Source organism: Duganella sp. Dugasp56, from assembly GCF_047304105.1.
Taxonomy (GTDB): domain Bacteria; phylum Pseudomonadota; class Gammaproteobacteria; order Burkholderiales; family Burkholderiaceae_D; genus Rugamonas; species Rugamonas hordei.
Window position 1 is genome coordinate 1 of record NZ_JBGLYQ010000001.1, and the last position, 26,652, is coordinate 26,652.

A 26,652-nucleotide genomic window follows, 5' to 3' on the forward strand; every position below is an offset into this window, starting at 1 on the left:
CCCCCACACCCCGCCCCCCCCCGCCCCCGCGGGGCCCTAGCCCCCCCCGGTCCCCCAACACCAATAATATACCGCTGTCTAAAAAAAAACGGGGGGCCTGCACCTTCCAAAGTCCAGGCCGCCGTTGTGCTGGCGCGTTGAATCAGGCCTGTGTTGCGACGGGAGTCTCCTCACGCATCCGGCGTACCGCGTCGACCAGCTTCGCATCGACCGCAGGACCGAACGCGAGCACCGCGGTCCAGGCAGCGTTGATCGGCGACAGGCTGGCGGCGAACACCAATTCCTTGGCGGCGGCGACCGCCAGATCGGACGCTCCATGCTGCGTCATATAGGTGCCCAGCTGGTTCGAGGCAAAATTGCTGAGACCTATCCCGACGCTCCAGATGGCGGCGCTGGCCACGGTTGATGCCGGCTGGTCGCGCAGCTGGTGGACACCGTCGCGCAGGCCCTGCACCAGTTTTTCTCCAAAGTCGTTGCCTACCTGGCGCGCGCCGCCTGCCAGTGTCGCCGCCGTGCGGTCGCTCCACGCGGGCATATCGTGGCGCTGCCTGAGTTGCTCAAGCTGCGTTTCCCAGGTTTGACTGGCCAACAACAGCGCCGGACCGCTGCGGCTGTGTTTTTCCTCGACGGTCTTGTCGATGCCCGCCACCACCGAGCCGCCGATGAGAGCGGTCACCGGACCGCCGACGCTTTGCGCGATCATTCCCGCCCTTGGGCTGTGCACGTGCGCCAGGGTCGGCAATTCGCCCACCGTGGCGAACGACGCCGGGAAGCCCTGGAAGCTGGCCATTTCCTTGTATTTTTGTACCGAGCCGGGTTGCAGCCCGGCGACCGCCTCGGCCATGGCCGGATGCAGATCGGTCGGGTGCAGCCATGGCGTATGGGCCGTCGTCCGGCCATTGACGCCGCCGCCGACGTGCACCAGCAAATAGGTCAGGAAGCCGGACAGCAGGCCGACGTTGATGTCCCTGACCTTCGGCAGCCAGGTGGACAGCTGGCCGCCTACCGCGTTGGCTACGGCAAACGGCAATGCGCCACTGCCGCCGGCCGCCATGTGCGCGCTCAGGTCGATGGCGTGCGCGTAAGCAAACAAGCTCTGCAGATTTGCCACCGTCTCGCCATTGCCATGCAGCGCAGCGGCCCGGTTGGCGGCCAGTTCGTCGATGGCTGTATCGTTGGCGCCATTTTTATACGGTGCGAACAGCGCGTTGACATATTCGTGCATGGCACGTTGGGCGTCGGCCGCATGCGGCGTCACGCCGCTGATCGAGGCGGCGTCGGCCGACGATACCGATTGGCGCAAACGGTTTGCGATGGAGTTGTCGCGCGCGCTCGGCTGTGGCGGGGTGGACGGCGATGCCGGCAGCTGCGCTTCATTGGCAGGCAGCGGGGCCGGTTTGGCGTCGTCGTGAGACAGCGACGCCAGGGAAAAACTATTGGAGGGGGTTACAGCAGCCATGATCGTATACTTTCAATGTGGGTTATCGGGATTGCGGTCTCTTGCCGGCATGGAGGCGGCGCAGCGGCTGGCGCGTCGCCGAAAAAAACAGTGCGCCCAATGTACAGGTTGCGCCCTCTACGGCTGCCGACTATGGGAATGTCCGAAATTCCCGCTTGCGCACGGCATCTCTCGCTGCAAACGACAGAGTTGGTCCGGCCATTCTGTTCCCAAGCCTTCTTGCGAAGGGGCCGGTGTCTCGGCTTAACGGTGTTTAGGTGCCGTAAGCAAGAAATTGCGATTCATTTGCAATTATCGATTTGCGCTATTTACGTCAGACGCCTGACGTGATGTATCGCCGATTACTGGCCGCCCTGTCGAAACCTGTACACCCCCGTCAGATGCCGGCGCCTTCCGCCACGCGGAAGATCACCGGCATTTGGTGGAGGTGGGGGGAATCGAACCCCCGTCCAGCACGGTTTTGGCCTTTGAGTACGCGTTGTTCCGCACACACCAATACTGGTATGTGTAGGCTGCCGGTACCCAAGTTCCATGATTCGCAAGGCAGTCGTGGCGTGGAACCGTCGTCGATCCCGGGGTTACTCAAGGACACGTATGACGTCGTCTTCACGGGGAAGGATGCATGGGAATATTTGCGCGATTTGGCGTCTCCACGGATGCGTATGTCGCACCTGACCCGCTGTCCCCTGCTGCCCCGTCCAGATCAGGCGCGGCGCCCGCTGTCGTGCCGCCTTTGTCCGGGCACGTCTATGCGCAGGCATCCGCTCCCCCTAAAAAGAACGCCTTGCAAATCAAGCTGCTGGCAACGCTCAATCACACATCCTCGGCAGGCATTCGAAATCTTGATGCGGCAAGCGCCGCGAAGACGATGGTCCGCGAGGACTTTTACACGAAAGAAGGCAACTTCAAATCCGCCAACAAATACAGCGCGAAGAAGGCATGGAGCGAAGAGAAGACCCGGCTGCTCGCATCCAATAGCGCAGTCAAGCAAATCAGGGCGGTCAAGGGCGACCGGCCAGCGATGGTACGGGCCGCGCTGGCATCGAAGGGGCACAATTGCTTTGATCTGTCGCTCATTGCACAAGACTATTTGCGCAGCTCGGGCAAGCAGGCAATACTCGGCGGCACGCCCGATCACGTCTTTGTCGTGGTCGGCGCGATTGAGCCGGGCCCCATGCCGAAAGACATGACGAAATGGCCCAAAGACCTGGCCATTTGCGACCCCTGGGCCAATATTGCCTGCCTGGCCAAGGACTATCCGGAGAAATTTACCGAGAAGATGGGGAAATGGGACTCGAAAGAAAAGTTCATCCTGGATAAGGACGTTCAACATCTCAGTCCAACCTCCGATCAGTGGTTAAAGCGCCAGCTTGAAGGCGACAAAGACGTCGGTGATGCCTAGCCGATGCCGATGTGCGGGCGCCGGCGGATACGATATGTCACCATATCAAAAAATAAAATGTGCTGTTCTCCCGGCAAAATTCCGTAACATCGTGCTATTTGACGCTTACAAAGTTTCTTGGCGCGCACGCTTGACATGCGCGATAACGCAAGATATCTTCATCGCCATTGCCTCATTGAAAGTTTTATAAAACCTCAAGTCCGGGATGGAAACGTTTCCTATTATCGGAATGCTGCCGTAACAAACCACGTATAGGGTATAAAAAAATGAATACACCTCCGTATCGACAGCGCTTGCCGCTGCAACAGCTACGCAAGCTTCCCATCCAGGGCTTGCCACTGGCCCTGACCTTGCTGCTGGCCGCTTGCGGCGGCGGCAGCGCCGATTCCACCGCCAACGCGCCGCGCACCTTGAGCGCAATGAAAGTCCAGGGCGGCGCCGTGGCGTCGGCCGAGACCGCGTTGACGCCGGTCAGCGCCATCGCCAGCTCGTCCGAGCGCGGCGACCTGTCCGGAGCGGCAGCCATCGACCACAACGAAGGCACCCGCTGGAGCAGCGGCTTTAGCGACGACCAGTACCTGACGCTGGACTTCGGCAGCACGCAGACCATCACCCGCGTGCGTATCGACTGGGAAAACGCCCACGCAACCCAGTATCTACTGCAAGTGTCCGACGACAACTCGACCTGGACCACCATCAAGACCGTCGACAACAGCCAGGGCGGCACCGAGGACTTGACCGGACTGAACGGTCAAGGCCGCTACCTGCGCATGAAGGGCGTCAAGCGCTCGACCAATTACGGCTATTCGATCTTCGAGATCCAGGCCTTCACCGGCAGCCCTGCCACCACGCCGCCGCAGGACCCGATACCCGATCCGCCGCCGACGGTGCCGGTCGACGTGAGCAAGCCCGGCGTGGCCATCAAGCCGGTGGCGGCCACCTCGTCGGCCACGGAAAACGGCGGCCTGTCCGCCGCCATGGCGATCGACGGCCAGACCAACACCCGCTGGGCCAGCGCCTCCGAGGACGGCGCGTGGATACAGTTCGACTTCGGCGCCAAGGCCCAGGTCGGCTACATGAAGCTGCTGTGGGAGAATGCCTACGGCAAGCAATACAACCTGCTGGTGTCGGACGACGGCCAGAAATTTACGACCATCCGCACGGTGACCGCCGGCCAGGGCGGCACCGAGGAGTTCTTCAACCTCGGCGTCAACGCGCGCTACATCCGCCTGCAGGGCGTGGCCCGCGCGACGCAATACGGCTACTCGCTGTTCGAGGTCGAGTTCAAGACCCCGGGCAGCGACAACACCCTGTCCAGCGCCGCCACGTCGGCCTTCAAGTTCCCCGCCAGCGGCGCCGGCCTGGCGCCGCTGCCCGCTGCCGAAGCACTGGAGTCGCTGCAGTTCACGCTGCCCGACGGCACGCTGGTGACCCGCTTCGGCGCTCGCGGCCTGGCCCGCCACGGCCGCGAGCGCGGCGAGGAATGGAATGAAATCGGCTACGGCCCGAACGAGACCGTCGATCCGGTCACCGGCCTGCCGGTCGACAAGGGCCCGGGCAACTACCTGACCTTCGTGCCGCAATACTTCAAGAACCGCAGCTGGGGTGTCGAGGTCATCGACAACAGCCGCGTGGCCGGCGTCACCAAGCCCACGCTGACCGTCAACCAGTACACCACCGTCGACTTCCTCAAGGGCGGCGTGGCGTTCTTCCGCGCCATCGACCGGCCCGGCGTGACCGGCTACGGCTGGATGGCCCCGGGCCAGCTGGTCGACGACAACATCGCCATCTGCAAGCCGACCGCCTACCCGGCCAACAACCGCCTGACCAATGCCAACGGCATCAACGGGGGCTGCACCATCCAGGTCAGCAACTATCCCGGCATGACCGCGCTGGACGCCAACGGCTTCCCGAACGGCAAGGACATCCCTGCCCGGCCGCTGGTCGTCGGCGACGTGATCGAGGTGTCGCCGTCGATGTTCAGCACCACCGCGTCGATGACGGCCAAGGGCGACACCGGCGGCATCCGCTACTACTCGCAGGAATGGGTATACGTGGTCGGCTCCGGCCTGAAGCCGTGGTACGGCGTGCAGCCGCGCTTGAACTCGGTGCCGCTGCCGGATGAAACGCTGTCCGGCGGCCAGGGCTCGGTGTCCTACAACTACTCGGACAACGCGCTGTTCATGTTCCAGCAGCCGCACAACAACATCGGCATGCAGAACATGCAGCGCTTCGTCGAGGGACGCCGCCTGTTCCACACCAACTTCACCACCGGCGACCACAACGAGCCGGGCAACGACCGCTACGACGGCGCCGTCGGCCTGCAGGGACAGCGCTACAACCAGTCCTCGTGCTTCGCCTGCCACGTCAACAACGGCCGCAGCCCGGCGCCGACCGCGCTGAACCAGAAGCTCGACAGCATGTCGGTGCGGGTGGCGTCGATCGACGCCAGCGGCAACCAGCTGGCGCATCCGCAGTACGGCGCTGCCGTGCAGATGAACGCGGTCTCGCCGACCGGCGCGGCGCAGAACTGGGGCACCAACGTCAAGGTGGCCGCGTTTGAAACCAGCACGGTGACGCTGGCCGACGGCACCAAGGCCGAGCTGCGCAAGCCGACCTTGGCGTTCGAAGGCCCGGTGCCGGATGCGTATTCGCTGCGCGCCGCCCAGCCCATCATCGGCGCCGGCCTGCTGGAGGCGGTGCCGGAAGCCGACATCCTGGCGCGCGTGCGCAGCACGCCGGACGCCGACGGCGTCAAGGGCACGGCCAACTTCGTCTACGATCCGGAAAGCTCGGCCGTGCGCCTCGGCCGCTTCGGCTGGAAGGCGTCCAAGGCGACCTTGCGTCAACAGGCATCCGCCGCGCTGCTGCAGGACATGTCGGTGACCTCGCCGGTGTACCGCAACCGCAGCTGCGGCACCGATCCGGCCGGCTGCTCGACCGCCGTCGCGCAGAAGGGCATTTCGGAAGCGGACCTGCAATCGATCTCGCGCTACCTGGCGCTGGTGGCCGTGCCTGCGCAACGCAGCCTGGCCAGCGGCTTCCCGAAAGGCGTGGCGCCTATCGACGAGCTGAACGTCAATCCGGCGCTGGTGTCGGCCGGCGCCAAGGTGTTCCAGGGCATGCGCTGCGTGGCCTGCCACACGGCGGAGATGAAGACCGGATCGGGCCACCTGTTTGCCGAGCTGCGCAACCAGACCATCCGTCCGTACAGCGACCTGCTGCTGCACGACATGGGCACCGGCCTGGCCGACAAGCTGGTCGAAGGCCAGGCCAAGGGCGGCATGTGGCGTACCGCGCCGCTGTGGGGCATCGGCTACACCGACAAGGTGATGGGCAACAGCGCCAAGGTCGGCTACCTGCACGACGGCCGCGCCCGCAACCTGACGGAAGCCATCCTGTGGCACGGCGGCGAGGCGGACGTTGCCCGCCAACGCTTCGAGAAACTGTCGAAGGCCGACCGCGACAGCCTGCTGGCGTTCCTGAAGTCGCTGTAACGTAGCATTCGCCAGCCGCAGGACAGTCCAGCTGTCCGGCGGCTTTTTATTTACGCCGCCACTCGGATGGACCTGCGCCGCAACAACAGGAACACCGCCGGCACCACGAACATCGACAACAAGGGCGCGGTGATCATGCCGCCCACCATCGGCGCCGCGATGCGCTGCATGACCTCCGCCCCCGTGCCCGACCCGATCATGACCGGCACCAGGCCGGCGATGATGACGGCGACCGTCATCGCCTTCGGCCTGACGCGCAGCACGGCACCTTCGCGTATGGCGTCAAGCAGGTCCGCCTCGCCCGGAACGCCTTGCGCCAGCCGGGCTTCCCACGCGTGCTTCAGGTACAACAGCATGATGACGCCGAACTCGGCCGACACGCCCGCCAAGGCGATGAAGCCGACGCCGCTGGCGACCGAAAGGTTATGCCCCAGCGCCCACAGCAGCCAGATGCCCCCGGCCAGCGCGAACGGCAACGTCGCCATGATCAGCACCGCCTCGTCGACGCGCTTGAAGGTCAGGTACAGCAGCACGAAGATGATCAGCAAGGTCATCGGCACGACGAACTTGAGCTTGGCCGTCGCGCGCTCCAGGTATTCGAATTGTCCGGACCAGGACACCGAATAGCCGGCCGGCAGCACCACCTCCCTGGCGACGAGTTGCTGCATCTCATGCACCGCCGAGCTGAGATCCCGGCCCCGGATATCGACATACACCCAGCCCGACAGGCGCGCGTTCTCGCTCTTGAGCATGGGCGGACCGTCGTCGATGCGGATGGTGGCGACGTCGCCTAGCCGTATCTGCGCGCCGCGCTCGGTCTGCATCGGCAGCTCGCGCAATTTCTCGACCGAGTCGCGCACCTCGCGCGGATAGCGCACATTGATCGGAAAGCGCTGCAAGCCCTCGACCGTCTCGCCGATGTTGTCGCCGCCGATGGCGCTCGACACGACGCTCTGCACGTCGGCGATGTTCAGGCCATAGCGCGCCGCCGCGTCGCGGTCGATATCGATATCGACGTAGCGCCCGCCGTTGAGCCGCTCGGCAAGCGCCGACGACACGCCCGGCACGCGCTTGACGACCCGCTCGATCTCGCCGGTGATGCGGTCGATCTCCCGCAGGCTCGCGCCGGCCACCTTGACCCCGACCGGGCTCTTGATGCCGGTGGCCAGCATGTCGATGCGGTTGCGGATCGGCGGCACCCAGATATTGGACAGCCCCGGCACCTTGACGATGCGGTCGAGCTCGTCGACCAGCTTGTCGGTGGTCATGCCGGGCCGCCACTGATCGCGCGGCTTGAACTGTATCGTCGTCTCGAACATCTCCAGCGGCGCCGGATCGGTGGCGGACTCCGCCCGGCCGGCCTTGCCGAACACCGATTGCACTTCCGGCACGGTCTTGATCAGCCGGTCGGTCTGCTGCAGCAGCTGCGCCACCTTGCCGGCGCCGATGCCGGGCAAGGCGGACGGCATGTACAGCAAGTCGCCCTCGTCCAGCGGCGGCATGAATTCACCACCCAGGCGCGACATCGGCCAGATCGTCAGCAGCGCGATCACGCCGGCCGCCACCAGCGTGGCTTTGGGACGGCGCAGCACCACTTCCAGCAGCGGCCGATAGAGCGCGATCAGCCACCGGTTCAGCGGATTTTTTTGCTCGTCGGGGATGCGTCCACGGATCAGGTAACCCATCAGCACGGGGATCAGCGTGACCGCCAGGCCGGCCGCCGCCGCCATGGCGTAGGTCTTGGTGAAGGCCAGCGGCGCGAACAAGCGTCCCTCCTGCGCCTCCAGCGTGAACACCGGAATGAAGGACAGCACGATGATCAGCAGCGAGAAGAACAGCGCCGGGCCGACTTCGGCCGCGGCGTCGCCGATCACGGTCCACTGGGCCTCGCCTGCCAGCCTCCGGCCGGGGTGGGCGTGGTTCCATGCCTCGATATGCTTGTGGGCGTTCTCTATCATCACGACCGCCGCGTCGACCATGGCGCCGATGGCGATCGCGATGCCGCCCAGCGACATGATGTTGGCGTTCACGCCCTGGTAGGACATGACGATGTAGGCGATCAGTATGCCCAGTGGCAGCGAGACGATGGCCACCAGCGCCGAGCGGATGTGAAACAGGAAGATCGCGCAGACCACCGCGACGACGATGAATTCCTCGATCAGCTTGTGTTCGAGATTATCGACCGCGCGCTTGATCAGGTTGGAGCGGTCGTACACAGGAACGATCTCCACCCCGGGCGGCAGGCTGGCTTTCAGTTTGCCGAGCTTGGCCTTGACGGCCTCGATGGTTTCCAGCGCGTTCTTCCCGGAGCGCATGACGATCACGCCGCCGGCGACTTCGCCTTCCCCGTCGAGGTCGGCGATGCCGCGCCGCATCTCCGGCCCCAGCCCCACGCGCGCCACGTCGCCCAAACGCACGGACACCCCGGCATCGGTGGTCGCCAGCGGAATTTTCCGGAAGTCGTCGAGCGACTGCAAATAGCCGGACGCCCGCACCATGTACTCGGCCTCGCCCAGCTCCATCACCGAGCCGCCGGTTTCCTGATTGGCGCGCTGCACGGCCTCGATCACCTTGCCGTGCGGGATGGCATAGGCGCGCAGCTTGTCGGGATCGAGCACGATCTGGTATTGGCGCACCATGCCGCCGACGCTGGCCACTTCCGACACGTTCGGCACCGCCTTGAGCTCGGACTTCAGGAACCAGTCCTGCAGCGAGCGCAGCTGCGACAAGTCGAGTTTGCCGCTGCGGTCGACCAGCGCGTACTCGTAGATCCAGCCGACGCCGGTCGCATCCGGACCGAGCGCCGCCCGAGCCTGCGCGGGCAGACGGGATTGCACCTGGTTCAGGTATTCCAGCACGCGCGACCTGGCCCAGTAGGGATCGGTGCCGTCCTCGAACAAGATATAGACGAAAGAATCGCCGAAGAAGGAATAGCCACGCACGGTCTTCGCCCCCGGCACCGACAGCATGGTGGTGGTCAGCGGATACGTCACCTGGTTTTCGACGATTTGCGGCGCCTGTCCCGGATAGGTGGTGCGGATGATGACCTGCACGTCGGACAAATCCGGAATGGCGTCGAGCGGCGTGCGCGCCAGCGACCATACGCCCCAGGCGGCGATGAACACGGTCGCCAGCAGCACCAGAAAGCGGTTGACGATAGACCAGCGTATCAGTCTGGCGATCATTTGCTCGCTCCCGCCGGCGCCATGGGCATCGTCGCGTCGTCCATGCGGCTCGTGGTTCCCTTCAGGCTGGCCTCGGAATCGAGCAGGAACTGGCCCGACAGGACAATTTTCTGCCCCGCGGCCAAGCCCTTGCGGACTTCGGTCAAGCCACCGCCCTCGCCGCCCAGTTCCACATCGACCGGCTGGAATTTGCCGCCGTCCCGGGCCAGCACCACCACGCTGCGGGTGCCGGTCTGGATCACCGCCTCCGACGGCACCAGCAGGACATCGGCAGCGCGGTTGGACGCGAACGTGATCGTGGCGAACATACCGGGAACCAGTTGTCCGCCGGTGTTGGCCAGTTCGATACGCGCCTTGAGCGTGCGCGTCGCGGTGCTCACTTCCGGCAGAACCGCGCCGACCTTGCCCTTGAACAGGCTCCCCGGAAGCGCCGGCGCGCGCGCCTCGACGGTATCGCCGGTTCGCACTCTGGCCGCCATGTTCTCGGGCACGTCCGCGTTCACCCAGACGGTGGAAAGGCCGTTGATGCGGAACAGCTGCGCCCCCGGCGCCACGGTCATGCCTTCGCGGGCGCCAAGCTCCGTGACCACGCCGCCGGTGGGCGCGTAAATGGTGGTGCGCGGCTGAACCTTGCCGTTCGATTCGACCAGCCGGATCTGCCCGTCGGACATGCCGGCCAGCCGCATGCGCTGGCGCGCGCCATCGACCAGCGAGGCTGTGTCGCCGCCTTGCATGCGCCGGGCCGCCAGGTACTCCTCCTGCGCCGCGATCCAGTCAGGCACGTACAAGTCGGCCAGCGGCTGTCCCTGCCTGACAGGATCCAGCGGAGCGCGCACATACAGGCGCTCGACAAACCCGTTGCTGCGGGCCTGGACCAAGGCCACGTCGCGTTCGTTGTACGCGACGCTGCCGACCGCGACCACACCGGAGGGCAGCTTGCCCGCAGTGACTATCGCCGTCCGCACGCCCAGGTTTTGCTGGACCCTCGGGCTGATGGCGACGCCACCATCGTCGCTGTCGGCGCCGGCATAGACCGGCACCAGCTGCATGTCCATGAACGGCGACTTGCCCGGCTTGTCGAACTTTTGGCCGGGCACCATCGGGTCATGCCAGTAGAGCGGCTTCTTGCCGGTGGGCCCAGTGGCCGCCGTCGCTTCGTCATGTTTCGGCATGGCTTGCATGCCCTGATGCACGCCAAATTGATAGATGGCGTAACCGCCGGCGGCGACGGCGATCGCGATCAACAGCGCGAGCGTTTTCTTGTTCTTCATTTGGATTCCTGTGGAAAGAGGAAATTCAGTTGTGCCCACAGCCGCGCGGTATCGAGCTCAAGCTGCAGCGCCTGCATGCGGGTTTCCGATTCGTTGCGTCTTGCGGCCAGCACCTCGGCCAGCGTCGCCTTGCCGCCACGGTAGGCGGCCAGCACCGCCTGACTGCGTTCGCCGGCCAGTGGCAGCACTTCGCGCGCATACCTGGCAACCCGCTCCTTGCCGCTCTGCCACTCGACGATCATGGCGCGGGTCGCGGCGACATGGTCGCGCAGCATCTCGTCGCGCTCGGCCTTGGCCTGCTCGGCCAGGGCGAGCTTGGCGGCCAGGTCGCGGTCCTGCCGGTTCTTCCTGTCCCATTGCAGCGGCACCGAAATGCCGACCGACACCATGTTCGAATAGGCAGGGCCGCGCTGTTGGAACGCGACCTCCACGCTCCAGTCGGCGCGCCGGTTGGCCTGCGCCAGCTTGACGTCGGCTTGTGCGATGTCCTCCTGCCGGTTCAGCACCGCGATCTGCGAATGGTGAGCGAGGTCGCCGTCGAGCGAGGCCGGATCCAGACGGATGTTGTCGATGTCGGGCGCCCCGGCCACGGTGGTCTCGCCGCCGGTCCACCGGGCCAGCATGGTGCGCGCGACGCGAAGGCGGCGTCCAATTTCGCTGCCGCGGTCGTCGAGTATGAGCAAGGCGGAACGGGCCGCGAGGATGTCGGCCTGACTGCCGCGCCCGCCACGGTGGGCGGCCTCGGCGGCCTCGATCTCCTGGCGCGACAGGGCCGTCTGCTTGATAACGGCCTCGGCCATCTGTTCGGTGTAGAACACCTCCAGCCAGGAGATCGCGGTGTCGCGTTGAACGGCGGCCGTTGCGGCCTCTTTTTCGGCCTGCGCCTTGTCCGCTTCACGTTCAAGGCGCGCGGAACGCCAGTGCAATTTGTCGGCGCTCGTCAATTCCTGCGATACACCGACGCGCCGCATGGTCATGAAGTCATTGCCCAGACTGAACCGGTCGGCACCGCTGACCGGCAGATTATCGACGCCCAGCTTGAGCACGGGATCGGGCAGTTGGCCGGCCGCGACCGCCATCTCATGTGCGGCGGCCGCCGCCTGATCCTGCGCGCTCAGCTGGCGCGAGCGGGCGACTGCTTGTTGTTGGGCCTGGGCCAGCGTCAATGGCTGGGGCGCCGCCTGCGCAACGTGGGCGGCGGCGAGGAATACGAGCGCGGTCGTCGACGACAAGCGAAGACGGCCGGCGCGCGCATAAAAATGCACGAATAAGGGGGATGACATGGTAGCTCCAGAATGCGACGGACAACATCGCGCTCGCCGGTCCCGGCGACGCGATGACGAACTAGGCGGTCTGGAGTTTTAAATGCGGAAACAGCAGTTGCGGATGGCGACGGGCGGCGCCGTGCTTCGCGTCAGCGCGACCGGCGGATAGGGCTTTGCTTCAGGAATCAAGGCGGCAGCGAAAAACTGCAAATCCAGCACGAGCGCGGCCGGCACGAACGGCGGCACGTCGGGCGTTGGTGTTTTATCGAGCGACTGTTTGGACGGCTCGCCATGCGCGTACAGGTGGCAAAGCGCCGGCCGCGCAGCATCCATGCCTTGGCAGTTTGGCATGTCGGCCATGACGGCCTGCGCCGATGCCGCACTACCATTGCTTCCCGCCGGCATTCCCGGACACACGTACGATGCCACAGCAAACTGCATATACAGCATGCTGAGCATCGCGACGATGGCCGTCAGAAAGCGCGAGAAACGGGAAGTTTTCATTGATGAGAAGGCACTATTCGGATAATTATTTCAAGCCTATCATAGTTCGGGGCGGGGGCCATCAGGCCGCCTGCCCGCGCGCTTATCGACCGGCCTCTCCAGCCAGGACTCGCGCCAATAAAGATCGCTCGAGCGAGGACAATTTGCCACGCACGGACCGCCACACTGGATGCCTTTAAGGACCACGGTATTTGCGAGGGGGATCATCTTGCCGGTCTTTTCCAGTATCATTTTCCGGATCGGGAAGGCCACTTCGTACTGTTTGCCAATGGCAGGCAACATGGTCGGCACGAAGCCCAGGCCCTTGTTCTTACCTTGGGGATCGAGTTGCCGGGCGATCTCCGGAGCGGACTTGACGCGTACGATGTCGCCGGCCGCCAGGGCGAGGTCGCCCCTGGTGGGATGGGCGTTCTCGCCCAGGATGGCGTTGGGCTCCTCCCCATCCGACAAGCGTCGCCGCAGCGTTAGCCACACCAGAGTCAGGAAGTCCCTCAGCCGGACCTCGCCGGTCCACACGTCGCGGGCGAAGGCAGCGACTGCCCAGCGCGACAAGGGTTTGGTGGCCGCGAGCAGCTCGGTGGATTGGCAAATATAGCGCTCGCCGTCACGGGTGACGAAACGTTGGGCCGGGACGGCGGGCGGAGCATGGGCGGCTGCCGGCTTGGCCCCGGGAGCGGGTACCAGCCACCGTTCGTGCCAGAAAAGCAGGCAACGCCGTTCGCACCCGTCGTGAAACTCGCCGCCGCAACGGGACGCCTCCAGGAAGACGGCTTTGCCCAAGCGGCGCATGCCGTAGCCCTCCACACAGGTTTTGTCCGCGCGCCGATGCACATTCAGCACGGCGCCGCAGAAACGGACCATCTCCGGCATGAACAGGATGCCATCGCATTTACCCTTCCCGTCGAGCGTTGCCAATATCTCTTCGAGAGAACGTACTTGCACCGGCATACCATGCACCAACCGCTTCATGTTGCCTCCCCAGGCAAAGGTCCAGTGACGATTTTCGACCTTTCTCCGACAGAGGTTTTGACCTTGCGCATGCGACGCGTTTTCATGGTGGAGCGCCCCGTTCGCGCGCTCGCGCCAGTTGAGTGCGCATCCAGGTAAGCACCAGCGCGGCGCCCAGCAAGTGAAACGGAATGCGCAGGATATCCGGCGGAGGATGCGCCACGATCGGTCCCAGCGACCACATGGCGTCGTAAGCCGCATGCAGCGCTATCGGTGCCAATAGCGAGCCGGTCACGCTGTACATCACGCCCAAGACGCAGCCCATCGCAAACAGTTCAATAATTCCGCTTGCGGTGAATGGATGCACGCCGTAGTGATAAAGGACGAATGCCGCGTTCGAGACCAGCAAAGATACCAGCAAGCCAAATCGTCGCTCCAGAAGGCCCTGTATCACGCCCCGGTAAAACACTTCCTCCCGCATGGCCACCACGACGCTGGTCAACGCAAAGATGACGCGGTATGTGTAATCCGCGGGATAGCCGCCATGGAACAGCAGCGGCACCATGAATAGCAATGCAATCCCGCACCAGAGCAGCATCGTCGGACGCGATGCACGCTGAATGCCCGCCTGCGCAAGGAAACCCCGAAAAAGCAGCCAGTCCGCACACAACGATACGAGGCGACATGCCGTTACCCACATCTCAAGCTCGACGCCGGAAAAATGCGCGCGCAGCCAGGTTCGTGTGAAAACCAGATAAACGATTTCAACAGTGACGGCGGCCACCAGACGCAGGTACATATCTCAGGTCTCTTCCTGCGCTTTAGTGGCCGCTATGTCCGGTCGGCTTACGCACGGTCATTTCGACATCCGGCTGGTTCACGGCCGGCATCGACTGCCCGCCCGCGCTGTAGTTGCGCGCCGGTTCGGGCAGCGCGCCAGTCCATTCACGGGCCACCGTGCCGGGCGGATGCTTGTACCAGCCCGGATCGGTGTAGTCGCCCCGCTTCTGGTCCCCGCGCACCTTGACCACCGTGAACATGCCGCCCATCTCGACGCCGCCGAACGGTCCCTCGCCCATCATCATCGGCAGGGTGTTTTCCGGCAGCGGCATTTCCATGCCGCCCATCGAACCGCCCTTGTCGCCCATGGTCATGTAGGACGGGACGATCTTGTTGATCTTCTCGGCAATGCCGCTGTGGTCCACGCCTATCATGTTCGGCACGTTATGGCCCATCGCGTTCATCGTGTGGTGCGACTTGTGGCAGTGGAACGACCAGTCGCCCGGTTCGCTGGCGACGAACTCGATCGCGCGCATCTGGCCGACCGCGACGTCGGTGGTCACCTCGGGCCAGCGCGCCGCCGGTGGAATCCAGCCGCCGTCGGTGCCGGTCACCACGAACTCGTGGCCGTGCAGGTGGATCGGATGGTTCGTCATCGTCAGGTTGCCGACGCGGATGCGCACCTTGTCGCCCTGACGCACCGGCATCGAGGCGATGCCGGGGAACACGCGGCTGTTGAAGGTCCATAGGTTGAAGTCCAGCATCGTATTGGTCTTGGGCGTGTAGCTGCCCGGATCGATATCGTAGGCATTGAGCAGGAACACGAAGTCCCGGTCCACCGCGTGCAGCGTGTGGTCCTTCGGATGCGTGACCCAGAAGCCCATCATGCCCATCGCCATCTGCGTCATTTCGTCGGCGTGCGGGTGGTACATGAAGGTGCCGGGCCGCCTGGCGACGAACTCGTAGACAAAGGTCTTGCCCGGCGCGATGCCAGGCTGGGTCAGGCCGGTCACGCCGTCCATGCCGTTCGGCAGACGCTGGCCGTGCCAGTGCACGCTGGTGTGTTCGGGCAGCTTGTTGGTGACGAAGATGCGCACGCGGTCGCCCTCCACCACCTCGATCGTCGGTCCCGGCGACTGGCCGTTGTAGCCCCACAGATTGGCCTTCATGCCCGGCCCCATCTCGCGCACCACCGGTTCGGCGATCAGGTGGAATTCCTTGACGCCGTTATTCATGCGCCACGGCAGCGACCAGCCGTTGAGCGTGACCACCGGATTGAACGGACGGCCGTTCGGCGGCAGCGGCGGCACATGGGTGTCGGCGTTGTTCATCGTCACCGCCTCCGGCAAGGTGGCCGCGCCGGCCTTGCTGACGGCGGCCGCGCTGACGGCCACGGCGCCCGCGCCCTTAAAGAAATCTCTGCGTGAAATCATCGTGCGTTCCTTGTGTCGTTGTTGCCGCCGCCGTTGATGGCGCCTTGCAGTTGCGTTTCGGCGATCCAGAAATCGCGCTGGGTGTCGATGGCGGTGTTGACGCTGGCGAGCTGCTCGCGCGCATCGGTCAGCAGTTCGAACACGCTGGCCAGCATGCCGTTGTAGCGCAGCAGCACCTCGTCCGATATCTGCTTGCGCAGCGGCACCACTTCGTCGCGGTAGTGGCGCGCGATGTCGTACGTGGTGCGGTAGGCGGAATACGCCACCCGCACGTCGGAGCGGGCGCGCAATGCCGTGTCGGCGGTGCGGTGCACGGCCTGCATGTACTGCGCCTGGGCGCGGGCGACCTTGGCGCCGCCCCAATCGAACAGCGGCAGTTCCAGCGAGACCTGATAGCCGTTCTCGCGCGGCTTGCCGCTGGTGCTCTTGTTGGCGTAGCCGGCGTCGAACACGTTGATGAAGCCGGTGGCCCTGGTCAGGCCGAGGGCGTCGGCGGTGGCTTCGGTATCGCGCCGCGCGGCCAGCACATCAAGGCGCTGCGCCAAGGCCTGGGCTTCTGCGTTATTCATTTCCTGCGGCTGCGGCGGCAGGTCCGGCAAGCGATCGGGCAGCGTGAAGCTCTGCTGCTCGCTGGACAGGCCCAGCAGGCGGACCAGCTGTTCGCGCGAGGCCAGCGCTTCATGGCGCGCGCGCGCCAGCTGGGTCACCGCCTCCTGATGGAAGGCGCGCTCCCGGGCCTGATCGAGCTTGCTCCAGTTGCCGGCCTTGGCCATCTGGGCCGCCAGCTCGGACGAGGCTTCGGCGGCTGCCTGCACCTGCTCGGCAAACGCCGCCGATTGCGCGGCCGCCACCGCCGTGAACCAGGCGCGGCGGGTGTCGCCGGCCAGTTGCACCGCTTGCGCGGCGGCCTGCAGCTTGGCCTGCTCGAAGCGGCCGGCTTCGATGCGCGAGCGTGCCGGCAGCGTCAGCAGGCCGGCGATGTCGAACATGATGCCGCGGTCGATTTCGGTTTCGCCGCCGCCGCGTATGCGGCCAAAGCTCAGGCTGGGATTGCGCAGGCGGCCTGCCTGCACCAGGTCGGCCTCCGACGCGCCCAGCTCGGCAAACGAGGCTTTCAATGCCGGGCTGTTCATCAGCGCGATGCGCACGGCGCTGTCGGCCGTCAGCGGCTGGGCCAGCAGGAGTTGGACTTGTTGATCGTTGTTGGCGCCATCCCTGGCGAGGGCTGCGGGCTGCCCGATGCGCTCGGCCGTCAGGCGTGAAACGTCGTTCATGCCGCCGTCGGCGGACAAGCTGGCACAGCCGCCAAGCAGCAAGGCGCCGGCCGCCAGCAGCGGTAGTCGAAAATGAGTCATGTTGATTCCTGGAAAATGTCGAACAAACGGGCTAACCCGTGGCTACGGCAAGCTCAGGACAGGCGGGGAGGACGCTCGAGCGTAGCGGGAATGTAGGCGGTCATGGCCGGTTCTCCGGCGCTGATACCGCTGCCGGAATATACGGCCGGCAAGGTGACGGCCGGCACGCCCGGCGGCGCCGACGCACCGGCGCAGCAGCCGGCGCAATGATTGCATTTGCCATGCTCGACGGCGCTTGCCTTGCTCTTGCCGGCCTCGGCGGACGCGCAATGGCCGGCATGCGCCGCCGGCTGCGCCGCCACCGGCGCCGGCATCGTCAGCGCGGCGATGGGCATGACGGCCGCCGCCACGGCCTGCAAAGGCAAGGCGGCGATCAACATCCACAACAGGAACCGAACGAGTGTGCGCATAGTGGTCAGCATGGTACCGCAGTCACTCCGACCACGGCAAGTATGCAAGAATACACCTTCCTATTGCGGGAAGGTCAAGCGAAAGCGAGGAAATTATGAAACGCATATGGACTATCATCGGCGTTGCCAATGTCGCGCTGAGCTTCAGGTGGTACCAGTCGCTGTTCGGCTGCGGCTGTTCTTCCGCGTGGATGACTTCGATGAAGCCCTGCTGCGCGCAAGCACGCTGGCCCCAACACTGGAAGAAGAACCTCATCTAAACCCCGCCACGGGTACCCGGGAATTCGCACTCAGCGATCCCGACGGCTACTACGTCATGGTCAGCGCGCTCACCGCCTTCGTCACTTCGAGCGGCGGGTTCTGAGGCCGTACCAGGCGCCCGCCAGCACCGGTATGCCCAGGGCGACGGCGGACAGGTAGTCCCACACGCCGTCGCCGACCAGCGCCGAAATCAGGCCGATGATGGTGAGGACAGCCAGCACAATCGGCGCGCCCCACAGCCGCATGAAGGCGCCGTTCATCGCCCGCCTCCCTTTCTCTTCAACCACAGATACAGGCCGCTGCCCAGCACGATGATGGTGGCGATGTCCAGCATCGCCCACAGGAACTGCATCCATCCGCCACCGTAGTCGCCGAAGTGCAGCGGCTGCGAGATCAGCATGGCGGTCAGATACCACGGCAGCGCGCGGCGGTCGGTGACCTGGGTGGTTTGCGCGTCGATCAGCACCGGCTTGTACAGGCGCGAAGTCAGCGCCTCGTCGCCGCGCATGAAGACGCCGTAGTGATGCGGACTGGCGAACGGCGTGCCGGGGAAGGCGACGAAGCCTATCTTCATGCCCGGTTCGGCCGCGCGCGCGTTGACCAGGGACTTCTGCATCGAGCCCAGCTTGGCCGGCGGCGGCTGGCCTTTGTACGGCGCGATCATCTCGGCCATCTCGGTGAACTGCCAGTACTTCAGCAGCAGGTCGGCCCAGGTATTGATCATGCCGGTGGCGCCGACCACCAGCGCCCAGGTCAGCGTGACAACGCCCAGCAGGTTGTGCAGGTCCAGCCACTTCAGGCGCGGGCCGCGCTCGCGCCGCACCTCGCCGAAATCCAGCTTGCGCATGAACGGCGCATACAACACCACGCCGGAGACGATCGCGGCCACCAGCAGCAATCCCATCAAGCCGAGGAACAGCTTGCCCCACAAGCCGGCGTACAAATCCACGTGCAGGTGGAACATCACGCCGATGAAGCTCCCCTCAAGACTGGGCTGCGCCAGCACCCTGGCGGTGCGTGCGTCGACCGCGATGGACTTGTAGCCTTCGTCGGTGGGATGGTCGCCCAGGGTCAGGTTCCAGATGTTCGGCTCGTCCGCTTCCTGCGAGATGTACATCATGATCTTGCCGGGATACATGGCCTTGCCGGCAGCGATGATGGTGTCGAGGTCCGCCTTTGGCGCGTCGGGCGCCATCTCGGGCGCCTGCACGCCGTTGCCCAGCAGATGGTCGATTTCGTGGTGGTAGATCAGCGGCAGGCCGGTCAGGCACAGCAGCAGCATGAAAACGGTGCAAACCAGGCTGCTCCATTTGTGTATCCATGCCCAGCGGCGTACGGTATTGGTGTTCATTCCGCAATGATAATGCAAATCACTCTCATTTAGTGGCGAAAATCGCCCGCCGCCGATATAATGAGAATCAATCGCATTTAAATGAAAAATAAATATGCCCTCGTCCGCTCTGAAACTGTCCCCGTTCGCCCTTGCCGCCGCCCTGCTGATGCATGCCGCGGCGCAGGCTCAATCCGCATCCGCCGCATCCATTCAGACCGTCGTCATCAGCGCTTCGGCCGATGCATCGGCCGATGGCCTGTCCAAGGACTACGCCGGCGGCCAGGTCGCGCGCGGCGGCCGCCTCGGGCTGCTCGGCAATGTCGACATGATGGACACGCCTTTCAACACGCTGAACTTCACGCAAGCGCTGATCCAGGACCAGCAAGCCCGCAGCGTCGCCGACGTGCTGCAGAACGATCCGTCGGTGCGCGTGGCGCGCGGCTTCGGCAACTACCAGGAGCTGTATGTGATCCGCGGCTTCCCGGTCAATTCGGACGACCTGGCCTACAACGGCTTGTACGGCCTGCTGCCGCGCCAATTCGTGGCGTCGGAACTGCTGGAGCGCGTGGAAGTCTTCCGCGGCGCGAACTCCTTCCTGAACGGCGCGGCGCCGGGCGGTGGCGGCGTGGGCGGCTCGATCAACCTGCTGCCCAAGCGCGCCAGCAACAACCCGCTGACCCAGCTGACGCTGGGCGTCGAAACCGGCGGTCAGGGCTATGCGGCGGTTGACATCGGCCGCCGCTTTGGCGCAGACGGCAACACCGGCGTCCGCGTCAACGCCGCCCGCCGCGACGGCGACACCGGTGTCGACCGCGAACACCGCGAACTGTCCGTGGCATCGGTCGGCGTCGACTTCGAAGCACGCGATTTCCGCCTGTCCGCCGACGTCGGCTACCAGGACCACAAGCTGAAAGGCGCGCGTCCCAGCGTGACCGTCAACACCGACATCGCCCTGCCCGCCGCGCCTGACGCCAGCAGCAACTGGTCGCAGAAATGGACGCACTCGAACGAGCGCGACACCTTCGGCACCCTGCGCGGCGAAGCCGACCTGGCCAGGGACGTGGTCGCGTGGGCCGCGTTCGGCGCACGCAGCGGCGACGAGTCCAACATCCTGGCCGCGCCCACCGTCGCCAAGGCCGACGGCAGCGCCAGCATGTACCGCTTCGACAACGAGCGCCACGACAGCGTGCGCACCGGCGAGATCGGCGTGCGCGCCAGGCTGAGCACCGGCGCCGTCGGCCACAACCTGAGCGCGACCGCATCCAGCTACTGGCAGGAATCGCGCAACGCCTATGCCTTCAGTAATTTCAGCGGCTTTGCGACCAGCATCTACGCACCGGTCGACGTGGCAGCGCCGGCTGCCGACTTCTTCGCCGGCGGCGTGTTGAGCGATCCCAAGCTGACCAGCAAGACCATCCTGTCCAGCTACGCCGTGGCCGATACGCTGTCGCTGCTGGACGACAAGCTGCTGGTGACGATCGGTGCACGCAACCAGACCATCAAGACCGACAGCTATGACTACAACAACACCGCCACGCTGTCGCACTACAATGAAAGCAAGGTGACGCCGGTGGCCGGCATCGTCTACAAACCATCGAAGAACGTTTCGCTGTACGCAAACTATATCGAAGGCCTGCAGCAAGGCGCCGTCGCTTCCGGCCAGAACATCGACAACATCGGAGAAGCATTCGCGCCGTTCACGTCGAAGCAGAAGGAAGTCGGCGTCAAGTACGATGGCGGCACGCTGGGCGCCAGCGCGGCGCTGTTCACCACCAACCAGCCGTCGGCCTATGTGCAGAACAATCACTTCGGCGTGTTCGGCGAGCAGCGCAACCAAGGCCTGGAGCTGACGGTGTTCGGCGTTCCGCTGCACGGCCTGCGCGTGCTGGGCGGCCTGACGCTGCTCGATGCAACCCAGCGCGTGACGGCCGGTGCGGTCAACCAGGGCAAGGACGTGATCGGCGTGCCGGATACGCAGCTGAACATCGGCGCCGAATGGGATGTGCCGGGCGTTCGCGGCCTGGACCTGAATGCCCGCGCCCTGTACACGTCGTCGCAGTACGCGGACGGCACCAACAAGCAGCAGCTGCCGTCGTGGAACCGCCTGGACATCGGTGCCAGCTACGCCACCCGCATCGCCGAACGCAACGTGACCTTCCGCGCGCGCATCGACAACGTCGCCGATAAAAACTACTGGGCCTCGGCCGGCGGCTACCCCGGCTCCGGCTACCTGGTACTGGGCGCACCGCGCACGATCGTGGTATCAGGCTCGGTCGATTTCTGATCTACAGCAGCACGACCTTGTCGGGCAGCTCGTTGCGGCGGGCGCCGTGGGAGGGGAAATACGTCGTCAACAACCGGGTGATCGCCTGGATGCCGTCGATGACGCCTTGTTCGTAGCGTCCGCCGCGAAACGCGGTTTCCATGCCGCGGCAGATTCGCTCCCATTCGGGCGCGCCGGTCTTCGCGTGCACGCCGCGATCGGCCACGATTTCCACCGAATGATCGGCCAGCAGCAGGTAGATCAACACTCCGTTGCGCTCATCGGTATCCCATATCCGCAGCAGCGAAAACATATCGATCGCGCGCTCCCTCGCGGATTGACCGCGGTACAGAAGCGAAGCCGGCAGGCCTCCTTCCACGGCAAAGCGGATTTCACCCAGGTGTGCCGCTTCGCTGGTCTTGATCTCCTGTTCAATGGCGGCCAATGCGCGTGGAGGGAACGCGCGCTCCACCTGCCAATGCGTCAACACTGCATGCCGCAAGATGCGCTTCATGTTGATCTTCATGTTCACCACCGTCCCGAGGCGCCGCCACCGCCGAAGCTTCCGCCTCCGCCGTGAAAGCCGCCCGATCCACCGCCGAAGCCGCCACCGAGGCCGCCGCCATAATGCCGTCCGGCCATGCCGAGCGCGCGTCCACCCACCAAGGTGAAGAACAAAGCCAGCACGCCAGCAATCACGGCGGCGGACAACGCTCCCGCAAACAACCAGGCAAGGAAGGCCACCAACCCGCCTGTCATGATCGCGCCAGGCAGCCTGCCCAGCAACGCGCGCAGGATGCCGCCCACGACCAGCGCCAGGACCAGCAGCACAGGCAGGTATGATCCCACGCCGCCATCCTCTGCCGGTCGGGCCGGCGCAGGCAACGGCTCACCCTCAACGACGCGCAGCATGCCGTCGATGCCGTCGCGAATGCCGCCATAAAAGTCGCCCTGCTTGAATTTCGGCGTGATGACTTCACTGATGATGCGCTTGCACACCGCATCGTTGAGCACACCCTCGAGGCCATAGCCGACCTCGATCCGCATGGTACGGTCGTCCTTGGCGACGATCAGCAACGCGCCGTCATCCACTTTCTTGCGGCCCAGCTTCCATTGCTCGGCCACGCGCAGGGAATACTGCTCGATGGTTTCCGGGGCGGTGGAGGCAAGCATCAGCACGCCGATCTGGCTGCCCTTCTTCGCTTCGAAGTCCTGCAGCACCTGTTCCAGCGATGCCTTCTGGTCCGAGGTCAGCGTGCCGGTCGTGTCGGTCACCCGCGCCGACAACGGCGGCACAGCGACCTGCGCACCAGCGGCGACCGCCCAGCCCAGCAGGCAGACAAGCAACAGGACTCTTGCAAGACTAAGCGCTCTCACTGGCCGCCTCCCGGCGCGGGATTTGGCGGCGGACGCGTGGCAGGCGAAAAGTCGACCTTGGGCGGAACCGCGATGGCGCGCTCGTCCGCCACGCTGAAGTTGGGCTTGACCGTGTAGCCAAACGCCATCGCCGTCAGATTGGTGGGGAAGGAACGCACGGTCACGTTGTAGTCCTGGACTGCCTTGATGTACCGGTTGCGCGCCACGGTGATGCGGTTTTCAGTGCCCTCCAGCTGCGCCTGCAAATCGCGAAAGTTGGCATCGGCCTTCAGCTGCGGGTAGTTCTCCGATACCGCCAACAGGCGGGACAGTGCACCGGAAAGCTCGCCCTGCGCACGCTGGAATTTCTCGAATGCCTGCGGATCGTTGAGCAATTCCGGCGTGGCCTGGATCGTCCCCACGCGCGCCCGCGCCTGCGTCACCTCGGTCAGCACGGTGGCCTCGTGCGACGCGTAGCCTTTGACGGTGTTCACCAGGTTGGGAATCAGATCCGCGCGCCGCTGGTACTGATTCACCACTTCCGACCAGCCGGCCTTGATCTGTTCGTCCTGCGCCTGCATCGCGTTATAGCCGCAGCCGCTCAAGCCAAGCAGCAGCATCGCTAGCGCTACAAATTTCCAATATTTCATGAGATTGCCTCCGGTCATCGGCTTATCTCAATGATATGGCTCAAAACATCGACATTCCTTGATGTGAATCAAGCGCGGAAGTATGACCGGCGTGCCCAACCATAGACTTTCAATCAGTAAATCTCCCGGCGCAGGCGCTGCATTTGCAGGTCGTGACGCTCCGCCCAGCGGCGGGCGTCGTCCAGCTGGCGCTCCAGGCGCTGGATATAGTCGGACAGTTCACGGCGCTCCTGCTCGCGGCGGGCGTCCTGCCTTTTCGTGTCGTCGTTGACGACGCGGTCCTTCGCTTCCAGATTGGCGCGAATCTCGCGCTCCAGGCGTCCCAGGCGATTGCGGTTGTCGCGTACGCGGCTCGACAGTTCGTTCACGTCGCTGACGGCCTGGCGGTATTTGACGGCGGCCACCTCGTAGTCCTGGCCGCTGACGTAGGCGTGCTTCAACTGGTTGCGCAGCTCGGCGCGGCAGACATCCACCGCCATGCCGCTGTTGGCGCGGCCGCGTTCGAAGGCGTTGTCCGGCACACAGTACCTGGCGTTCTGTTCTTCCCAGGCCGCCGTGTACACGCTGCGCGTGGCGGGAATGACGAACACGCCGTTGCGGCCGGCGTTTGCGATGCGATCTTCCAGCAGGAAGGGCTTGCCGTAGCCGTCGTCCTCGCCGGCCTGGCGCCAGTAGTCCGTCAGGCGCGCCTCCCACGCCAGGCGATATTCGGTTTCGTAGATCTTCAGGCCCTTGGCGCGGGCTTCCTTGCCGCGCGCGGTGAAGTCCTTGCCGCTGACCGCGTCCTGCGTGCCGAGATTGCGCCAGTAGTTGATGATCTCCGCGTTCCACGCGGCGCGGTAGGCTTCCTCCTGCACCTGCACGCCGGCAGCGCGGGCGGCGGAGGCGCGGTCGCGGAACTCGCTGTCCGGCGTGCCGTTGCGGGCGTCGGTATAGCCCGCGTCCTGCCAGAAGGTGCGGTTGCCGATCTGCCAGCCGTCGCCATACGCGGCATCGTCGTAGCGCAGTTGCATGGCGGCGGCCTTGGCGCGCGCGGCCTCCCGTTGCGACAGCGGCTTGCCGTCCGTGCCGTCGCGCCGGCCCAGCGTTTTCCAGTATTCCGAATTCCCTAGCGCCCAACCCGCGTCGTAGGCCGGACGGTTGAGCGGCGTCCTGTGCTTGCGTACCTCGTCGCCGACCACGTGGACATCGTAATGCGACGGCTGCATGCCCGCCGCGCCGTCCTTCTGGCCCAGCACCGACCACAGGTCCCAGTTGCCCTGAGCCCAGCCGTTGATGTATTGGGCCTCCGAGCCGGTGGCGGCAGGCTTCTTGTCGTCGGCGTGATCGTCGCAGAAGTCCTTGCGCTCGACGTAGTCCGGCGGATCGCCTGCCAGGCCATCCTTGTGGCCGATGGCGGTCCAGTCGCCGACCTTGCAGTCGGCGATGCGCTGGGCCGTGGATTGGCAACCGGCCAGCAGCAGCGGCGCGATCAGGATCAGGGCGTGAAGTCGGTTCAGTTTTGTCATTGCCCGATTATATGGCAAAGATGACAAAAGAAAAAAGGCCGCTTGACGGCGGCCTTCAATGGGAGATCATCAAAAATATTCAGGGATTCGGTGCAGGGTAAGTGAACGCCGTTTCCTTCTGGCTGACGCATAAATTGATGTATGGCTTGGCGGTGGCATCAACGCAACTTCCGCCAGGCAGGCAGGTAGTCATCGACAGATTGGTCGGCTTGCCGAACCAGCCCCTGGAAATATAGCCGGGATTACAGCTTGCCTCTTGGGCGCCGTTACTGCCCTGGAAATAAGCGTCGGTACTGGTCCCGCAGACGATGACCCAGTGCAGCCCCTTGGTGCTCGCACCGTTCAGCCCATTGTACGATTCCGTGGTCGTGAACGAGGCCAGATAACTATAGCCTTCCCGGCAGTAGTTTGTTGGCGATGCCGCTGGTGCGTAGAGGGGGTCCTGGCCATTCGGGTAAATATACCAATCCTGCTCGACGGTGGTGTTTTCCAGGTAAAGCATCTGGCCCGGCGGCGCGGTGGACGAACCGCCAAAGGACACGCCCTTCGCATCGGCCCCGCTGCCCGGCGGAATGAAACCGCCGCGGTTATGCGGCAGCGTCAGGTCGCCGGGAGTCGAGCGTAGTGTCAGCTTGGGATCGTTCTGCGGCTTGTATGCCGGCAGCAAGGCGGTGTCATACCATGCCTTGACCGTCTTACCCTGCTGCGCATCCAGCGCATTGGTGAACGCATTGTAGTGAGAGGTGATTTCTATCAGCAAATCGGCATCACCGCACTCGCCGTTGGCATGTCCGGCGGGAGGAACGCCATTCGTGCATTTGGCGTATGGATGACTGTAGTAGTCGAACGAACTCTGGAATCGGATCATGCCGAAATAGTTATAGCTGCCATCTGCGCGCTTCTGCCGCGCGTAATCAAATTTCTCCCACCAGGTGACCGCCGAGCCCACTTCTTTCCTTAACACGACCTCGAGGATTTCCAAGGGCGTCGAGGGCAACTGGCCCAGACCCGCATTGACCCAGGCGCCATTTTCGGCGGGATAGTATCGTACCACCACGGAGTTGGTACTGCCGATCAGCGTAGTGCCGGTCTTGGCGCCACTTGGCAGTATGTCGTCGTGATCGCTGCCGCTCCAGGTGCGTGTGGCGCTGACCCATTCCGCCGGATTGGCCGGATTTTTGACGACGTCAAACAATTTATCGGACCAGAAGTAGCCGCGGTTGATCCACTGCATATTCGGTGCCGATTCGCGCTGCGCGAAGCTTTTCCATCCACCATTGTCATACGGTTCGGATTGCACGTACATGGCATTGTCGAGCCCAGCGGCCCAGCGGAATACTTCCAGCGTCCCGCCGGTATTGGTTCCGGTCTTGGAATGAAGCAGCACATTTGGCAGCGACGGGTGATTCATGAAACCCTGCTTGACAGTCACGTCGGCAGTGCCGAACTTTAGGGTATTGCTGTCGTAATCGTAGATGCTGTTGCCTTCCTTGCGGATAAATCGGAAGGACGATGTGCTGGCTGAATTGGCTGCCGCCGAGAGATTGGTGGAGTCCGATGTGTACGTCTTGCCGCCGATCGTCCAATTAAATTGCGATTTCATAAAATCAGTCAGATCAATTTTGCAGGTCTGCGGCGTGGAAGTCGGCGTACATGCCGGGGCGTTGCCGCTGTACGGCGCTGCCTGCGCAACTGACCAGCAGGCCATAACGAGGGTACCTATGCATTTAATATATGAGTGCTTCATGCGAACCTTTCTAACGACGAGGCCG

General features: G+C 64.4%; 21 protein-coding genes and 1 other RNA gene. 4 read left to right on the plus strand and 18 right to left on the minus strand.

Features of this window, described 5'->3' with window-relative positions; translation table 11 throughout:
• Positions 1-142 precede the first annotated feature (142 nt).
• Both ACCD07_RS00005 and ssrA read right to left on the minus strand, forming a co-directional pair.
• The gene (locus ACCD07_RS00005) at positions 143-1,459 is read right to left on the minus strand and encodes a hypothetical protein (protein ID WP_353403653.1); all 1,317 of its coding nucleotides are present in this window, start codon (positions 1,457-1,459) and stop codon (positions 143-145) included.
• A 181-nt stretch (positions 1,460-1,640) separates the two neighbouring features.
• Positions 1,641-1,968: a transfer-messenger RNA gene (gene ssrA, locus ACCD07_RS00010) on the minus strand.
• A 113-nt stretch (positions 1,969-2,081) separates the two neighbouring features.
• Between ssrA and ACCD07_RS00015 the strand changes: the two genes are divergently transcribed.
• Entirely contained in the window at positions 2,082-2,861 is a 780-nt protein-coding gene (locus tag ACCD07_RS00015; RefSeq protein ID WP_413446108.1) for a hypothetical protein, read from the plus strand.
• A gap of 266 nt (positions 2,862-3,127) precedes the next feature.
• The gene (locus tag ACCD07_RS00020) at positions 3,128-6,358 is read left to right on the plus strand and encodes a di-heme oxidoredictase family protein (RefSeq protein ID WP_413446109.1); all 3,231 of its coding nucleotides are present in this window, start codon (positions 3,128-3,130) and stop codon (positions 6,356-6,358) included.
• A 50-nt stretch (positions 6,359-6,408) separates the two neighbouring features.
• Here the strand turns inward: ACCD07_RS00020 and ACCD07_RS00025 are convergent, their stop codons facing one another.
• The 9 genes from ACCD07_RS00025 to ACCD07_RS00065 all read right to left on the minus strand — a co-directional run bounded on the left by ACCD07_RS00025 (position 6,409) and on the right by ACCD07_RS00065 (position 17,521).
• The gene (locus tag ACCD07_RS00025) at positions 6,409-9,543 is read right to left on the minus strand and encodes an efflux RND transporter permease subunit (protein ID WP_413446110.1); all 3,135 of its coding nucleotides are present in this window, start codon (positions 9,541-9,543) and stop codon (positions 6,409-6,411) included.
• Entirely contained in the window at positions 9,540-10,715 is a 1,176-nt protein-coding gene (locus ACCD07_RS00030) for an efflux RND transporter periplasmic adaptor subunit (protein ID WP_413446111.1), read from the minus strand. The genes ACCD07_RS00025 and ACCD07_RS00030 overlap by 4 nt, the downstream gene beginning before the upstream one ends.
• 95 nt (positions 10,716-10,810) lie before the next feature.
• Entirely contained in the window at positions 10,811-12,097 is a 1,287-nt protein-coding gene (locus ACCD07_RS00035; protein WP_413446112.1) for a TolC family protein, read from the minus strand.
• 78 nt (positions 12,098-12,175) lie between these two features.
• On the minus strand, positions 12,176-12,583 hold the full coding sequence (locus ACCD07_RS00040) for a hypothetical protein (protein WP_353403645.1): 408 nt from the start codon (positions 12,581-12,583) through the stop codon (positions 12,176-12,178).
• A gap of 39 nt (positions 12,584-12,622) precedes the next feature.
• The gene (locus ACCD07_RS00045) at positions 12,623-13,552 is read right to left on the minus strand and encodes a hypothetical protein (protein WP_176650683.1); all 930 of its coding nucleotides are present in this window, start codon (positions 13,550-13,552) and stop codon (positions 12,623-12,625) included.
• Between the two features lie 82 nt (positions 13,553-13,634).
• Positions 13,635-14,330 carry a CPBP family intramembrane glutamic endopeptidase gene (locus ACCD07_RS00050; protein WP_413446113.1) on the minus strand — a complete coding sequence of 232 codons (696 nt, stop codon included), beginning with the start codon at positions 14,328-14,330 and terminating at the stop codon, positions 13,635-13,637.
• Between the two features lie 22 nt (positions 14,331-14,352).
• Positions 14,353-15,744: a multicopper oxidase family protein gene (locus ACCD07_RS00055; protein ID WP_413446114.1), complete on the minus strand. Its 1,392-nt coding sequence runs from the start codon at positions 15,742-15,744 to the stop codon at positions 14,353-14,355.
• Positions 15,741-17,099, minus strand: coding sequence for a TolC family protein (locus ACCD07_RS00060; RefSeq protein ID WP_413446115.1), 1,359 nt, complete (start codon positions 17,097-17,099; stop codon positions 15,741-15,743). Before ACCD07_RS00060 ends, ACCD07_RS00055 begins: the two co-directional genes overlap by 4 nt.
• 53 nt (positions 17,100-17,152) lie before the next feature.
• Positions 17,153-17,521 carry a hypothetical protein gene (locus tag ACCD07_RS00065; RefSeq protein WP_413446116.1) on the minus strand — a complete coding sequence of 123 codons (369 nt, stop codon included), beginning with the start codon at positions 17,519-17,521 and terminating at the stop codon, positions 17,153-17,155.
• Between the two features lie 94 nt (positions 17,522-17,615).
• Between ACCD07_RS00065 and ACCD07_RS00070 the strand changes: the two genes are divergently transcribed.
• Positions 17,616-17,873 (plus strand): VOC family protein, encoded by a 258-nt coding sequence (locus tag ACCD07_RS00070; RefSeq protein WP_413446117.1) that lies wholly within the window; start codon positions 17,616-17,618, stop codon positions 17,871-17,873.
• On the opposite strand, the gene ACCD07_RS00075 is transcribed toward ACCD07_RS00070, so the two are convergent.
• Positions 17,851-18,030: a hypothetical protein gene (locus ACCD07_RS00075; protein WP_353403638.1), complete on the minus strand. Its 180-nt coding sequence runs from the start codon at positions 18,028-18,030 to the stop codon at positions 17,851-17,853. The two genes, ACCD07_RS00070 and ACCD07_RS00075, sit on opposite strands and share 23 nt — an antisense overlap.
• Positions 18,027-19,121 (minus strand): PepSY-associated TM helix domain-containing protein, encoded by a 1,095-nt coding sequence (locus ACCD07_RS00080; RefSeq protein ID WP_413446118.1) that lies wholly within the window; start codon positions 19,119-19,121, stop codon positions 18,027-18,029. Before ACCD07_RS00080 ends, ACCD07_RS00075 begins: the two co-directional genes overlap by 4 nt.
• A 94-nt stretch (positions 19,122-19,215) precedes the next feature.
• On the opposite strand from ACCD07_RS00080, the gene ACCD07_RS00085 reads away from it, so the two are divergent.
• Positions 19,216-21,387, plus strand: a complete 2,172-nt coding sequence (locus ACCD07_RS00085; RefSeq protein WP_413446119.1) for a TonB-dependent receptor — start codon at positions 19,216-19,218, stop codon at positions 21,385-21,387.
• A gap of 1 nt (position 21,388) precedes the next feature.
• Here the strand turns inward: ACCD07_RS00085 and ACCD07_RS00090 are convergent, their stop codons facing one another.
• The 5 genes from ACCD07_RS00090 to ACCD07_RS00110 all read right to left on the minus strand — a co-directional run bounded on the left by ACCD07_RS00090 (position 21,389) and on the right by ACCD07_RS00110 (position 26,627).
• On the minus strand, positions 21,389-21,892 hold the full coding sequence (locus ACCD07_RS00090; protein ID WP_413446120.1) for a TPM domain-containing protein: 504 nt from the start codon (positions 21,890-21,892) through the stop codon (positions 21,389-21,391).
• 2 nt (positions 21,893-21,894) lie between these two features.
• On the minus strand, positions 21,895-22,743 hold the full coding sequence (locus tag ACCD07_RS00095) for a TPM domain-containing protein (RefSeq protein WP_413446121.1): 849 nt from the start codon (positions 22,741-22,743) through the stop codon (positions 21,895-21,897).
• Entirely contained in the window at positions 22,740-23,372 is a 633-nt protein-coding gene (locus ACCD07_RS00100; protein ID WP_413446122.1) for a LemA family protein, read from the minus strand. Before ACCD07_RS00100 ends, ACCD07_RS00095 begins: the two co-directional genes overlap by 4 nt.
• A 113-nt stretch (positions 23,373-23,485) precedes the next feature.
• Positions 23,486-24,880, minus strand: a complete 1,395-nt coding sequence (locus ACCD07_RS00105) for a DUF2799 domain-containing protein (protein ID WP_413446123.1) — start codon at positions 24,878-24,880, stop codon at positions 23,486-23,488.
• A gap of 79 nt (positions 24,881-24,959) precedes the next feature.
• Entirely contained in the window at positions 24,960-26,627 is a 1,668-nt protein-coding gene (locus tag ACCD07_RS00110; RefSeq protein WP_413446124.1) for a hypothetical protein, read from the minus strand.
• Positions 26,628-26,652 lie beyond the last annotated feature (25 nt).